At 71.0% G+C, this 14,111-nt stretch carries 12 protein-coding genes; 6 read left to right on the plus strand and 6 right to left on the minus strand.

Annotated elements, in window-relative coordinates; translation table 11 throughout:
- Positions 1–19: 19 nt before the first annotated feature.
- Complete coding sequence (locus tag U1T56_RS04270; protein ID WP_418158203.1) at positions 20–409, minus strand: hypothetical protein; 390 nt, start codon at positions 407–409, stop codon at positions 20–22.
- A 340-nt stretch (positions 410–749) separates the two neighbouring features.
- Between U1T56_RS04270 and U1T56_RS04275 the strand changes: the two genes are divergently transcribed.
- The gene (locus U1T56_RS04275) at positions 750–1,424 is read left to right on the plus strand and encodes a protein-L-isoaspartate(D-aspartate) O-methyltransferase (protein WP_418158204.1); all 675 of its coding nucleotides are present in this window, start codon (positions 750–752) and stop codon (positions 1,422–1,424) included.
- A 111-nt stretch (positions 1,425–1,535) separates the two neighbouring features.
- On the opposite strand, the gene U1T56_RS04280 is transcribed toward U1T56_RS04275, so the two are convergent.
- Complete coding sequence (locus U1T56_RS04280; protein WP_418158205.1) at positions 1,536–2,165, minus strand: PRC-barrel domain-containing protein; 630 nt, start codon at positions 2,163–2,165, stop codon at positions 1,536–1,538.
- A 282-nt stretch (positions 2,166–2,447) separates the two neighbouring features.
- Here U1T56_RS04280 and U1T56_RS04285 point away from each other — a divergent pair, with 282 nt between their 5' ends.
- The 5 genes from U1T56_RS04285 (at position 2,448) to U1T56_RS04305 (ending at position 9,584) form a co-directional block, all read left to right on the plus strand.
- On the plus strand, positions 2,448–5,825 hold the full coding sequence (locus U1T56_RS04285; RefSeq protein ID WP_418158206.1) for a PAS domain S-box protein: 3,378 nt from the start codon (positions 2,448–2,450) through the stop codon (positions 5,823–5,825).
- Positions 5,804–6,202, plus strand: coding sequence for a response regulator (locus U1T56_RS04290; RefSeq protein ID WP_418158207.1), 399 nt, complete (start codon positions 5,804–5,806; stop codon positions 6,200–6,202). The genes U1T56_RS04285 and U1T56_RS04290 overlap by 22 nt, the downstream gene beginning before the upstream one ends.
- Positions 6,199–6,525: an Hpt domain-containing protein gene (locus U1T56_RS04295; protein ID WP_418158208.1), complete on the plus strand. Its 327-nt coding sequence runs from the start codon at positions 6,199–6,201 to the stop codon at positions 6,523–6,525. The genes U1T56_RS04290 and U1T56_RS04295 overlap by 4 nt, the downstream gene beginning before the upstream one ends.
- Positions 6,526–6,651: 126 nt before the next feature.
- Positions 6,652–8,343 carry an acyl-CoA dehydrogenase family protein gene (locus U1T56_RS04300; protein ID WP_418158209.1) on the plus strand — a complete coding sequence of 564 codons (1,692 nt, stop codon included), beginning with the start codon at positions 6,652–6,654 and terminating at the stop codon, positions 8,341–8,343.
- Positions 8,344–8,438: 95 nt separating this feature from the next.
- Positions 8,439–9,584: a hypothetical protein gene (locus tag U1T56_RS04305; RefSeq protein WP_418158210.1), complete on the plus strand. Its 1,146-nt coding sequence runs from the start codon at positions 8,439–8,441 to the stop codon at positions 9,582–9,584.
- A 17-nt stretch (positions 9,585–9,601) separates the two neighbouring features.
- Here the strand turns inward: U1T56_RS04305 and spt are convergent, their stop codons facing one another.
- The 4 genes from spt to U1T56_RS04325 are packed head-to-tail and all read right to left on the minus strand — an operon-like array spanning position 9,602 to position 13,880.
- Complete coding sequence (gene spt / locus U1T56_RS04310) at positions 9,602–10,816, minus strand: serine palmitoyltransferase (RefSeq protein ID WP_418158361.1); 1,215 nt, start codon at positions 10,814–10,816, stop codon at positions 9,602–9,604.
- Complete coding sequence (locus tag U1T56_RS04315) at positions 10,816–11,073, minus strand: acyl carrier protein (protein WP_418158211.1); 258 nt, start codon at positions 11,071–11,073, stop codon at positions 10,816–10,818. Before U1T56_RS04315 ends, spt begins: the two co-directional genes overlap by 1 nt.
- Positions 11,074–11,126: 53 nt before the next feature.
- Positions 11,127–12,071, minus strand: coding sequence for an NAD-dependent epimerase/dehydratase family protein (locus U1T56_RS04320; RefSeq protein ID WP_418158212.1), 945 nt, complete (start codon positions 12,069–12,071; stop codon positions 11,127–11,129).
- Positions 12,072–12,095: 24 nt separating this feature from the next.
- Positions 12,096–13,880 carry a fatty acyl-AMP ligase gene (locus U1T56_RS04325; protein ID WP_418158213.1) on the minus strand — a complete coding sequence of 595 codons (1,785 nt, stop codon included), beginning with the start codon at positions 13,878–13,880 and terminating at the stop codon, positions 12,096–12,098.
- Positions 13,881–14,111: the final 231 nt, after the last annotated feature.

The following is a 14,111-nucleotide window of genomic DNA, read 5'->3' on the forward strand; positions in this document are numbered from 1 at the left end:
CGACGCACGACGGGACGGATTACGCGCCGGACGAGACGATGGGCGGCGGGAGCGGTGGGGTCAGCACCAGCCCGGCCGAGCCGATCTCGGTGTCGGGCCAAGCGCTCGAGGTGGCCGTGACGAGCGGATCGAAATGGGTCGTCGGGAGCATGCAGCAGCCGGCATACGCCGAAGCGCAGTGGTGCGCCTGCTGCAGGCCGAGCCGATCGCCCCGATCGTGCCCAGACGGGCAATGGCCGAGATCGATGCTCGACGCGGCGTCCGCCACGACGGGGCCGAGGTCTTGAGCACGATGCGGGTGTGTGGCGGCAGCGGGCAGAGCCGAGGGGAGCAGCAGGCAGGCGACGGCCAGCATCCGCAAGAGCAGGCCTGCGACCGAGCGGTAGCGATGCTGGAGCGAAAGCCTCATGCCGGCCGTTCTCGATCCTCTCGACGCTTCGCGAATCATGCTCCGATGGTCGGGCATCGCCTTGATCTGGGTCAAGATGCCAGCCGCGCTACCGGCACCATCTTCCGGTGGGGTACCGCCGGCCCACCGAGAAGCGGCTCTGGCCCACCGGAACCTACACCGCTTCGGTCGTTTCCTGGCAACCTCGCGACGCGGCCCGCAAGGATCGGAACCCGCGTGGAGCCATCCGTGCTATGGTCCTGGTGCAGAGGCCAGCACCCGCGGGCCGGAATCGTCATGACGGCGCGGCTTTCCCCCGCACCGACCGACCCGGCGCCGTCGAGCCGGAGGAGGTCGTACCATGAAGCCGATGACCGAGGCGCACCTTGCGATCCTGCGCCGGCACATGGTCGAGCTGATCGCGATCGAGGTCGAGCTCTTGAGCGAGGAGCTCGGCAAGGCGGCGCTCGGCGAGCGGGTAATGGCGGCGATGCAGGACGTGCCGCGGCATCTCTTCGTGCCGCCTCAGCTCGCCGCTTACGCCTACCACGACACCCCGCTGCCGATCGGGTTCGACAAGACGATCTCGCAGCCCTTTCTCGTCGCGGTCATGACCGATCTGCTCGATCCGAAGCCGCACGAGGTGGTGCTCGAGATCGGCACCGGGCTCGGCTATCAGGCGGCGATCCTGGCCGAGCTCGCGGGTCGGGTCTGGAGTGTGGAGATCGTCGAGGAGCTGGCTGCCGTGGCCGCGGCGCGGCTGGAGCAGCTCGGCTACACCAATATCGGCCTGCGCATCGGCAACGGTGCGCGCGGCTGGGCCGACCACGCGCCGTTCGACAAGATCCTGGTGACCGCCGCGGCCGAGACGGTACCGCAAGCGCTGCTCGAGCAGCTCAGGCCCGGCGGGCGGATGGTGCTACCGATGGGGCCGGCCACGGAGCAGCTCCTCACCGTCGTCGACAAGGACGCGGCCGGGCAGCTCGAGCAGCAGGCGCTGATTCCGGTCCGGTTCACCCAGCTCGAGACGGAATGACGAGGGGCCGGGGCAGGGCGCCCGCCGTCTCCGGCTGCGGCACGCCCTGCCCGAGGGCCGAAGCCGGACGGCGCGGAAGTCCCTGGCGAGGGTCTGTCCGCGAGCCTGTTCCTACTGGGCAGGAGCGGGGGGGTTCGCGCTCGGCGAGGGTGGCGGCACCACGGTGCCGCCGGCACCCATTCCCGGGGTCGCCGTTCCGGGGGCCGTGCCGGTTCCCGCCGGCGGCGGAGTCCTTGCCGCCTGGGCCGCCCGTTCCGCCGCCTCACGCTCCGCCAGGGTTTGGAACTTCGGCGCCTGCTCGAGCTGCTCGCGGCTGACATCGAGGCGCAGCACGAGATCCTGGTCCTCGTCCCGGCTCACCTTGAGCGTCTCCCAGGGCACGGCGACGTCCCGCTCGCCGATCCCGAGAAAGCCGCCCACGCCGACCACCACCGCCTTGAGCCGCCCGTCCGGGGCGAGCAGGACGTCGCTGATCTTGCCGAGCGACTGGTTGGCGCCGTTGTAGATCTGGGTGCCGATCAGGTTGCTGGCGAGCATCTCGCCCGGCCGTTCGGCATCGACGAAGTCGAGCTGGCTGGTACCGGGAGCAGCCGGTGCCGGCGTGGGAGTGGTGGTGCCGCCCGTCTGCGGGGGCGGCGCCGCCTGCTGTCCGGCGGGTGGGGTCGGCGTGGTGTTCTGCGCCAGCGCGGGCGCCGCGAGCAAGGCTGCCAACGCGGTCGCGAGCTGGAGCTGCCTGCGCATGACCATCTCCTCGGATAGAACGGCCACGGCAACAGGCCCGTGGCCTGTGGTCATGTGAACATGGATGGTGGTGACGGGTTCCACCTTGCGCGTCCAGCGGGAGGTGATCGGGGATGCCGGACGACGGAGACGCCCGGCATCCTGGCCGTCCTCTCGCGCCATCGACGGGCTCGGCGCCGGAAATCTTCAGCATTGGGTTGCTTTGACGCATTCAAGAGCGCTCGTAAGTTGATATGCCGATGGCGGCGGCAGGACGAGCCTGCCGATGACGCGAGCCCCCCGATGACGAGCAGGAAACGGACCGGGCGCCCCGGTATTGCCGGGAAAGCCTTCCGCGAGCTGAGCGAGGCGGCGATCCGCCGCTGCAGCCATGTGGGTCTGCGGACCCGCCTCATGCTGACCCACGGCTTGTGCATCGTGCCGCTGGTGCTCCTGATCGGCTTCGCCCTCGACCTGCAGTTCCGCAGCCAGCTCGAGCGCGGGGTCGAGCTGGCCGAGCACGCGGCCGAGCATCTCGCCGCCGAGCACGCATCGATCATGGGTCAGGCCCGCGACGCGCTCGAGCAGATCGCCAGGATCGGCCTCGAGGACGGAGGGGATCGAAGCCACTGCGATCTCGGGCTCGCCGACGTCGTCGCCGCGAACGACTGGGCCACGAACGCGGCCCTGCTTGCGCCCGATGGCACGGTCCGCTGCCACAGCTTCGGACGCCGCGCGCCGGCGAGCTATGCCGATTGGCGCCTGTGGGAGCGGGTGCGCGCCGCGGACGGCATGGTCGTGAGCGATCTGCTCGTGAGCAAGGTCACCGGCCTGCCGATCCTCGCCGCCGCCATGCCCCTGCGCGACGCAGGTGGGCGGCTCACCGGCATGGCGGCGGTCGCGATCGATCCCGACCTGCTCGTCAAATATCTCATGGCCCGCTTCCAGGACGTCGATCTCGTCGCCCTCGTGATCGACTCGGAAGGCAGGCTCGCCGCCCGCAAGCCCGAATCGCCGTTCGTCGGCCTCAGCATCGCCGCCACCCCGCTGGCGCAATGGGCGTTGGCAGGGGCGAGCGAGCCCGCCGAGTTCACGAGCCTCGACGGGATCGAGCGTCTCTACGTCCAGCGTCCGGTGCCGGGGACCGGCCTTCGGGTCGTGGTTGGGATCGAGGACAGCCGTCTCGTCGCCGGTGCCTGGCGCTATGGTCTCTTGGCTGCGCTCGCGGTCATCGGCACGCTCGCTCTCTCGGCGCTGATCGCCGGGGTCTCCTCGGCCGCGTTCGTCGTCCGGGATGCGCGGCGGATGGCGATGGCGGCCGAGAGCGGCCGGAATCTCGCCGGGGTCGAGCTCGGCCTCGCCGCGGCGCCGGAGCTCCGTGCGCTCCATGCCGCCTACCGCGCCATGGCGGAGCGGCTGCGCGACTATGCCGAGGCGAGCAGCGACTGGTGGTGGGAGACCGACACGGAGCACCGCTTCACCGCCTTCTCCGAGCGCTTCGAGGAGGTGCTGGGCATCGCACCCGCGCGGCTCCTGGGCCGGCATCGCTGGGACAGCCGCCGCGACGATCCGGCCGACGGCGACTGGGACGCCTATCGCCGCACGGTTGAGGCGCAGGAGCCTTTTCGCGACTTCACCTACGCGATCCTGGACGATGCGGGTAACCGGCGCGTGCTGCAGGTGAGCGGACGGCCGGTGTTCGATCCCGATGGCAGCTTCAAAGGCTATCGCGGCATCGGCCGCGACATCACCCTGCACCACCGGCTCGAGCAGGATCTCGCCGCTGCCGTGACCCGGATGCGCGCCGTCCTCGACACGCTGGTCGATGCCGTGATCACGATCAACCGCTCCGGCACGATCGAATCGGCCAACCCGGCTGCCGAGCGCATGTTCGGCTATCCGGTCGAGCGGCTGATCGGCCGCAACGTCGCCATGCTGATGCCCGAGCCGCATCGCAGCGCTCACGACGGCTATCTGCGCCGCTACTTCGCGACCGGCGAGAGCCAAGTCATCGGCCGGCATCGCGAACTCACGGCGCAGCGCGCCGACGGATCGGTGTTCCCGATCGAGCTCACGGTCGCTCCGATGCAGCTCGACGGTGCCACGATGTTCGTCGGCATCGTGCGCGACATCACCGAACGGCGGAAGGTCGACCAGCTCAAGGCCGAGTTCGTCTCGACCGTGAGCCACGAGCTCAGGACTCCCCTGACCTCGATCGTGGGCTCGCTGGCGCTGATCAGCGGCGGTGCCGTGGGCGAGATCCCCGAGCGCGCCAGGCGGATGATTCAGATCGCGCACAAAAACGGCGAGCGCCTGGTGCACCTCGTCAACGACATACTCGACCTCGAGAAGCTCGAATCCGGCCGCATGGAGTTCGATCTCGAGCCCGTGCGGCTGCGCCAGGCGCTCGAGCAGGCGCTCGAGGCCAACCGCCCCTACGCCGACAAGCACGAGGTCCGCCTGTGCCTCGCTCCCGGCGCCGACGACGGCACGGCGCTCGTCGACCAGCACCGCCTCGGGCAGGTGCTGGCCAACCTGATCTCGAACGCGGTCAAATTCTCGCCCGCAGGCGGCGAGGTGACGCTCGGGCTCGTGCGCGAAGGCGAGGAGCTCGTGCTCTCGGTCGCCGACCGCGGCCGCGGCATTCCGGACGCGTTCAAGAGCCGCATCTTCGGCCGTTTCGCGCAGGCCGACGCCAGCGACACGCGCGAGAAGGGCGGCACCGGGCTCGGCCTCAGCATCACGAAGAGCATCGTCGAGCGCCTGGGCGGGCGGATCGACTTCGAAAGCGAGCTCGGCCGCGGGACGACGTTCTTCGTCCGGCTGCCGGTCTGGTCGGGCGGCACGATCGAACCGGAGCGCACGGCGACACCGGCACGCATCCTGGTCTGCGAGACCGACACCGCCGCCGCCACTCGGCTGCGCGCCGTGCTCGAGAGCAACGGGTTCGCGGTCGACGTGACGCGCCCGACCGATCTCGCGCAGGCGATGGCGGAGAACGCTTATGCGGCGGTCATGCTGCACCTGCCACCGTCGGACGACGGCGACATCGGGCGCAGCCTGAGCGGTGCTGCTCCGGGCGCCGAGCCGCTGCCCGTGGTCGTGCTTTCGGCCGATGCGGCGGGGCTCGGCGGTGCTGCACCTCCCGAGCGGGCCGAAGACTGCGCCACCGGCGCTCGCCTGCTGCGCTCGATCGCAACAGCCGTGCACGGGCGCGCAGGCGCCACCCGGATCCTGCACGTCGAGGACGATCCTGACATCGCCACCGTGGTCGCCCAGGCGTTGGAAGATCCCGCGGTCGAGGTGGTCCGCGCCGCGAGCCTCGCCGAGGCCAGGCGGCGCCTCGCGCAGGACGGACCGTTCGACCTCGCGGTGCTGGATGTCGGCCTGCCCGACGGCAGCGGGCTCGATCTTCTGGACCCGCTCATCGGCCAGGGCGACGTGCCGACGGTGCCGACCATCATCTTCTCGGCGCAGGAGGTGCCCGAGATCTGCCGCAGCCGCGCGGCGGCGACGCTGATCAAGTCGCGGGCGAGCCTCGAAGACCTCGTGAGCACGGTGCAGACACTGGCCGCGGCGCATCGGCATCGTTCGGATCGGGCACGGCCGACGGTCGACGGCGGATCCCGGCATGACGTCACGGCAGAGGAGAGCGAAGCGTGGCAGAGCTGCAGCGCGTGATGTGCGTCGAGGACGAGGACGATATCCGCATCATCGCGGAGATGGCCCTCGCCGATGTCGGCGGCCTCGAGGTGATGACGTGCGCGTCGGGAGCGAGCGCGCTCGAAGCCGTGGCGGGGTTCGCGCCGCAGCTCGTCGTGCTCGACGTGATGATGCCGGGCATGGACGGGCCCGCCGTGCTGGCGCGGCTCAAGGAACGGGCCGACACCTGCCACCTACCGGTCGTGTTCATGACGGCGAAGGTGCAGCCTTCCGAGGTGGCGCGCCTCAAGTCCCTGGGTGCCGCCGACGTGGTGGCGAAGCCGTTCGACCCCATGACTCTGGCCGAGCAGCTCCGCGCCATCTGGGCGGGTCTGGGCGGGGAGGCCAGGCCGTGAGCGCCGCCCTTCATCTCGAGCAGGTCGTGGCGCAGCTCCGTGCCAGGTTCAACGACGAGCTGGTGCCGCGACTCGACCGGATCAGAGCACTCACGCGAGCGCTGCCCACCGATCCGGCGGCCATCCGCGAGCTGCAGATGGCGGTGCACAACATCGCCGGCATCGCCGGGACGTTCGGCCATCCGCGGCTCTCGGCGACGGCCGCGCGGATGGACGAGCTCTTGAGCCAGCGGGTCCCCGAGGCGATCGATCATGGCCTCCTGGCGCGGCTCGCCCAGGATCTGCATCCGGATACGCTGCTGGGCGAGCCGCCCGGCGGGTGAGCGCATCGTGCCGGCATCGCCCGACCCGGATCTGCGCTAGGATGACGATCGGGCAGGGCTGACGCGGCTCGCGCACCGGCGCTCGATTCGACCGGCGCGAGCCGGCCTTGCGTGCGGGAGGCGGCGATGCGTACCTTGGCCGAGCTCACCGGCGGCAATCTCTACCGCAGCGACCCCGACCTCGTGCGGCGGCTGGAGCGCGGCAGCGCGCCGACGCTGGACGGTCGGGATCGGGAACGGCTCGAGCGCTTCGGCGCGTTCGTGGCCGAGACGGTCGAGCCGGCGGCCGCCTACACCGACCGCTACGCCCCGCCCAGGCTCGAGCCCTGGGACGGGGAGGGGCGGCCGATCGACCGGATCGTCCGCAACCCGCTCCATGCCGCAGCGCATGCCGAGGTCTACCGGCACGGCTTCGTTGCCCTCAACCACGTACCCGAGCGTCGCCCCTATCGTCTCACCTTCGCCTTCGGCTACCTGCTGGCGCAGGCCGACATCTCGCTCCACTGCCCGGCGACGCTGACCGGTGCCGTCGCCTGGGTGCTGGACCGCCATGCGCCGGAAGAGCTGCGCCGGCGCTTCCTGCCGGCCTTCTTGCGCACCGACGGCACCGCCGCCACCGGCGCCACCTGGGCCACCGAGGTCGGTGCCGGGAGCGATCTCGGCGCCACGGCGACGGTCGCCCGGAGGACGGACGGGGAGGACGTCGGCCTCACCGGCCTCAAATGGTTCGCGAGCAACGCCGATGCCGATATGGCCCTGGTGACGGCCCGGCCCGAGGGAGCGCCCGCCGGGTCGGCCGGGATCGGCCTCTACCTCGTGCCGCGGCGGCTGCCGGACGGAAGCCTGAACCGCTATCGCATCCGCGCCCTCAAGGAGAAGCTCGGCACGCGCGGTCTCGCCACCGGCGAGATCGAGCTCGACGGCGCTGGCGCCTGGCAGGTGGCGGCACCGCCCGAGGGCCTGAAGGCGATGCTCGACGCTTTCGGCTACAGCCGTATCCACAACGCGATGGCGGCAGCCGGCCTGCAGCGCCGCGTGTTCCTCGAAGCCCTCGCGCACGCGCGCGGCCGCGAGGCGTTCGGCCATCCGCTCGCCACCTACCCGATGGTCCAGGACGTGCTGCTCGACCTGCTGGCCCGCCAGGAGGCGAGCCTGCTCCTGGCGCTCGAGGCGGCAGCAGCATTCGATGCGGCGCTCGCCGATCCTGCAGCCAAGCCCTGGCTCCGGCTCGTCACCGCGCTCGCCAAGTTCCAGACGGCGACTTGGGTGGTGCCGGCGGCGAGCGCTCTCGTCGAGCTCATGGGCGGCAGGGGCTATGTCGAGGACCATCCCGCCTCGCGCCTGCTGCGCGATGCCCAGGTCCTGCCGGTCTGGGAGGGCGGGGCCAACATCCAGGCGCACGAGGTGCTGCGGCTCCTCTCGGCCGGCAATGCGGCCGCAGCCTACGCGGCGCGGCTCGAGGGCGTGCTCGGGCGGCTGGAGGGGGGGCTCGGCGATCTCGCCCGGCCCGTGGCCGAGGCCCTCGCCGCCTGCCGTCGTGTCGCCGCCGGCCTCGCTGCGCGGCCGGAGGAAGGCAGCCGGATCGCGCGCCGCCTCGCCCGCGTGATGGCGGAAGCCCTCGCGGCAGCGCTCCTCCTCGAGGCTGCCGCTGCCGATCTCGCCGCCGGCGACGCGCGCAAGGCGCTCGTGGCGCGGCGCTTCGTCGAGGGCTGCCGTGAACGGCCTTGGGATCTCGTGGGCGGCGAGGGACCCTGGCAGCGCTGCTTCGCTGCCATCGTCGACCACGCGCCGATCGCCGCGAGCCTGCTTGCCGCCTGAGCCTTCCGCTCGCCTTGCATCGGTCGCTCCGGACGGCTAGGCGGGGTCGGCGAGGTGCCGGGGCCTCGCGTCATCCCAGCCGGCGGAGGAGAGCCTTGGCGCCTTCGGATCTGCGTCTCGAGTCCGTCTCGGGGAAGGCGGGCCTCACCAGCTTCATCGGTCTCACCCGCAGGATCTACGCGGGCGACCCGAGCTGGGTCCAGCCGCTGACGCTCGAGCGGCTCGATCACCTGAACCAGAAGAAGAACCCGTTCCTGCGCGCGATCGACGTCCGCTACTGGATCGCCTGGCGGGGGAGCGAGCCCGTGGGCCGGATCAGCGCCCAGATCAACCGGCGCCATCTCGAGCGCTACCGGGATGCTACCGGCCATTTCGGCTTTCTGGACGCGATCGACGATCCGGCCGTGTTCGCGGCTCTGCTCGGCGCTGCCGAGGACTGGCTGCGCCGACAGGGCATGCGCCGGCTCGCCGGGCCCTTCAACCTCTCGATCAACGACGAGTGCGGGCTGCTCGTCGAGGGCTTCGACACTCCGCCCAACCTGATGATGGGCCACGCCCGGCCCTATTACCGTGAGCGCGTGGAAGCACTCGGCTACACCAAGCTCAAGGACCTCCTGGCCTACGACTTCGACGTGGCCGCGCCTTGGCCGCCGGCCGCCCGGCGCCTCCTCGACCGGCTGCGCCGGATGCCGGGGGTGCGCATCCGCCCGCTCGACATGCGGCGCTACGAGGAGGAGATCGCCACCGTCTGCCGGATCTTCAACGATGCCTGGGCCGACAACTGGTGGTTCATCCCCTTCGGCGAGGACGAGGCGCTGTATCTCGCGAAGAGCCTGAAGCCGCTCGTCAACCCCGGCAGCTTCGCGATCGGCGAGCTCGACGGCGAGCCCGTTGCCATGACCGCGGCCCTGCCGAACCTCAACGAGGCGATCCGCGACCTCGATGGCAGGCTGCTGCCCTTCGGCTGGGCCAGGCTGCTCTGGCGGCTCAAGGTCAAAGGGCTCAAGACCGGCCGGATGCCGCTCATGGGGGTGGTAAGGCGCCTGCAGGGCACGCCCAAGGGAGCGGCGCTGGCCTTGGGCATCATCGACGCGGTCAAGAGCCACCACGCCGCCCGCGGCTACGAGCGCGCCGAGCTCTCCTGGATCCTCGAGGACAACGAGGCCGTGAAGGCCGTGATCCACGCCGTGGGTGCCGTGCCCTACAAACGCTACCGGATCTACGGCAAGGCGCTCGCCTGAGCACCCTGCCGTCACCCTCAGGCGGTCCGGGCCAGCGCCGCCCCTTCCTCGGTGAGTTCGGCCACCACGGCCGCGAAGCGCTCGATCACGACGTCTACCTGCGCGAAGCTGTGTGCCGCCGACAGGCTCGCCCGGAGCAGGCACAAGGAGCCGGGCGTGCCCGGCGGCAGGGCCAGGTTCACGTACACGCCGCGCTCGCGCAGCAGGTTCCAGGCGCGCGCCGCTGCGATCTCGCCGGGCAGCGGCACGGCGATCACCGGGCTCACCGGCGAGCAGGGCCTGAGCCCGATCCCGACCAGCCCCTCGTGCAGCCGCCGCGCGTTGGCCCAGAGCCGGGTGCGCAGGGTAGGGTCCTCCTCGATCCGCTGCAGGGCCGCACGTACCGAGGCGATGCTGGACGGGCTCGGCGAGGCCGTGAACATGTAGGGCCGGGCGCAGAAGCGGAGCAGGTCGAACTTCGGGTGATTCGAGGCGCCGAAGCCGCCGATGGCGCCCAAGCTCTTGCTGAACGTACCGACGACGAAGTCGACCTCCTCCTCGACTCCCTCGGCCTCGGCGAGGCCGCGGCCGGTCTCGCCGTAGACGCCGAACGAGTGCGCCTCATCGACGAGGAGCCAGGCGCCGTGCTTCTTTTTGACCTCGACGAACGCCTGGAGCGGGGCCGTGTCGCCCAGCATGCTGTAGAGCCCTTCGACCACGACGAGCTTGCACTCGCCCTCGGCACCCAGCCGGGTCAGACGCCTGTCGAGATCGGCGGGATCGTTGTGCCGGAAGCGCACGATGGTCGCACCCGAGAGCTTGCAGGCATCGTAGATGCTGGCGTGCGAATCGGCGTCGATCAGCACCACGTCGCGCGGGCCGGCGAGGCCCGCGATCATGGCGAGGTTCGCCTGGTAGCCGGTGCTGAACACCATGCAAGAGCGGCGCTTGAGGAAGCGGGCGAAGGCCTGCTCCAGCTCCTGGTGCGGCCCGTAGGTGCCGTTCGCGATCCTCGAGCCCGTGGTGCCCGTGCCGTAGCGCTCGAGCGCCTCCTGGGCCGCGGCGATGCAGGCCGGATCGTAGGTGAGGCCGAGATAGTTGTTGGTGCCGACGAGGATGGTCTCGCGGCCGTCGATCACGGCCTCGGTGGCCGAGCGCAGCTCGTCGATCCGCACCGCGAACGGGTCGGCGCCGAGCTGCAGGAGCTGCTCGTGGCGGCTCGCGAACGGCGCGTACTTGTCGAAGATGTCCATCATGCGCCCCCGCGTGCTTCGAGCTGCCGTTCGACGAGGGTGACGAGATCGGCCACCGTCGTCATGTCGGAGACGAGATTGATCGGGATGTCGATCTCGAACCGGTCCTCGACCTCCATGATGAGGTCCATGGCCGCAACCGAATCGATGTTGAGGTCGGCAGCGAGATCCGTCTCCGGTCCGATCGTGCGTCCGGCCGTGTTGAAGCGCTGGAGGATGGCGGCGACCTCGCCCAGAACGCGATTCGTATCGGTCATGATTCCCGCTTCCGTTGCAAAAATCCGTCACCGCCGCCGGTCGGCCGCGGCCCTTATAGCCAGCCGGCCTCGCGATACCAAGCGAGCGTCGACGACAGGCCGCGGGCGAAGCCGATCGAGGGGCGCCAGCCCGGCAGCGCCGTCATGGTGGCGGGATCGCACACCCAGTCCGGATGGAACAGCTCGGCCACCTTCCCGCGCCAGAGCAGCGGTGCCTGCCCGCGCGCCCGCGCGTAGCGCTCGAGCAGCCCGGCTGCAAGGAAAAGAGGTGCGCGGGGCAGGGGCACCAGCCTGACCCGTCGCCCCAGCACCCGTTCCGCGATGTCGGCGAGGTCGCGCCAGCCATAGCCGCCGGCGCGGCCGTCGTCGGGCTCGAGCACGGCCGCGGGCGGCAGCGTCGCCCCGAGCATCGCCACCAGAAGGCGGGCCAGATCCTCAACGTGCAGGAGCGAGAAGCGCGCGTCCGTCCCGGCGGGAGCCGCGAGCCAACCACGGGCGAGGCCCTGGATGATCGGCAGCGTGGCCCGATCGCCGGGACCGTAGACGGCAGGCGGGCGTACGATGGTGATCGCAAGCCGGTCGGCCCGTGCCCGCGCTTCCGCTTCGCCCAGCGCCTTGCTCTCGCCATAAGGCGAAAGGTGCGGCTCCCGCGCCGCCAGCGAGGAGACGTGGATGAACGGCCGGCCCGGCAGGGCCGAGGCGGCGGCTTCGGCGAGCCGGGCGGTCCCGGCGGCGTTGGCGGCGAGAAAGCCCGCACGGTCGGGCGCGTTGATCGCGCCGGCGACATGGACGACGGCATCGGCGCCCTGCACGAGTGCGCGCAGGCTCGCCTCGTCCGCGAGCGAGCCCGGCACGAGCTCGGCCCCGGTTGCGGCGAGCGCTTCGTCCTGCCGGCGCACGAGGGCGCGGACCGCATGGCCGGCCGCACGCAGCGCAGCCACCAGCGGCCGGCCCACGAAGCCCGTGGCGCCGGTCACCGCGACGGTGGCGGAGATCATGCCGGGGCGCTGCGACCGGCCTCGTCAGCTCGCGACGGCGAGCTGCTCGAGCTGGGCCCGCGCCCGCCGCTCGGGCGAGGCGGTCACGTCGCGGATGGCGCCGCTCAGATAGTCGGCCTTGACCGCGGCCCGGCTGAGCTTGCCCGAGGTGGTGAAGGTCAGGGAGCGGGTGGGAGCGAGCACCACCTCGCACTCCACGCCCGCGACCCGGCGCACCACGGCGGCGACGGCGGCGCGCAGCTCTTCCTGCGCCTTCTCGAGCATCGCCCGGCACTGCACCACGACCACCACCCGCTCGCGGTCGTCGTCGCCGTTGACGGCGAAGGCCGCGACGTCGCCGGCGCGCACACCGTCGAGCTGCTCCACCGCCCACTCCACGTCCTGCGGCCAGATGTTGCGGCCGCCGACGATGATGAGATCCTTGGTACGGCCGGTGATCACGAGCTGGCCGTCGACGAGGTAGCCCATGTCGCCCGAATCCAGCCAGCCGTCCTCGAGCAGCACGGCATGGGTGGCGACGTCGTTGCGGAAGTAGCCCTGCATCAGGCTCGGGCCCTTGATGCACACCCTGCCGACGCAGCGTTCGGGCAGGGCCCGGCCGTGCCCGTCGCGGATCTCGACCGCGTAGCCCGGCATCGGACGGCCGCACAGGACGAAGCTCCGGATCGCCCGCGCCGGACGGGTCTCGTCCACCGGCACGGCGCGCCGCTCGACCTCGAGTGCGCGGCCGCGGTCGATCGTATCGACCGCCACCCCCTGCCCGAGCGGGGCGAAGGTGACGGCGAGCGTCGCCTCGGCGAGGCCGTAGCTCGGCAGAAAGGCGCGCTCGTCGAAGCCGGCCTCCCGGAAGCGCTCCGCGAACTCGGCCAGCACGTTGCCGCGGATCATCTCGCCGCCGATCCCGGCGACGCGCCAGCGGCTGAGATCGAGGCCCTCGGGCACGCCGCTCTGCGCCCGGCGGGTGCAGAGCTCGTAGCCGAAGGTGGGGCCGAACGAGATCGTTCCACCGAGATCGGACAGGAGCTTGAGCCACAGGAGCGGCCGGCGCGCGAACGCCGTGCTCGGCAGATAGTCGACGGTGATCTGGTTCATCACCGGTGTCAGGCAGCAGCCGACGAGGCCCATGTCGTGGTAGAGCGGCAGCCACGACGTGCAGCGGTCGGTGGGCCCGAGCTTCAGCCCGTACACCGAGATGGCATGGGCGTTGGCGGCGATGGCGCGCTGGGTCACGAGCACGCCGCGGGGAAAGCTCGTGCTGCCGGAGGAGTACTGGATGTAGCAGGGCTCGTCGGGACCGAGCGGTGCGACGGGTTCGTCCGCAGCCGGCCAGGTCGCGATCTCGGCAGCGGTCGCGACCTCGACGACGCCCGTGGTTTCGGCTGCCTCCTTCAAAGTGGCCACGAGATCACCGGGCGCTACTGCCAAGCGGGCGCTGGCCGAGACGAGCATGCCGCGCAGCCGCTGCACGTAGGCGTCGTGCCCGCCGATATTGATGCACAGCGGCAGCGGCACCGGCACGAGGCCGGCATACTGGCAGGCGAAGAACGTGGTCACGAAGTCGGCCGAAGTCTCGGCCACGATCGCGACCCGGTCGCCGCGGTCGAGCCCGCGGCCTGCGAGACGGGAAGCGAGATCGAGCGCCCGCTCGCGCAAGGTCCGATAAGGCAGGACCTCGACGAGCTCGCCGCGTGCCGAGAAGAAATTGAAGCCGGTCTCCCCCTGTGCGGCATAGTCCAAGCCGGCGGCCAGGGTATCGAACCCCTCCGCCCGGAACGGCAGCAAAGGATTGGTCGTCGGCGTTGGCTTCATCGTGGTCATCGATAGCCTTGTCGGGTCTGTCCGCGGTTTCCCGGATCCGGCTCGGCGCCGAGGCCGCCACCTCGCTTGCACAGATAGAGAGTCGAAATTCCTGCTACCATTCACGTTCTGTTACGGTTTTTTGCGGCCGAGCTTTCGATATGGCCGTAAGCCCTTGATGTAGAAGCCTTCTACGTTGTCGAGGTGCCCGGAGCCGCCGACATGTGGTGGCGGCTAGTGCAT

Origin of the sequence: Benzoatithermus flavus, assembly GCF_037908215.1 — a bacterium.
GTDB lineage: Bacteria > Pseudomonadota > Alphaproteobacteria > Geminicoccales > Geminicoccaceae > Benzoatithermus > Benzoatithermus flavus.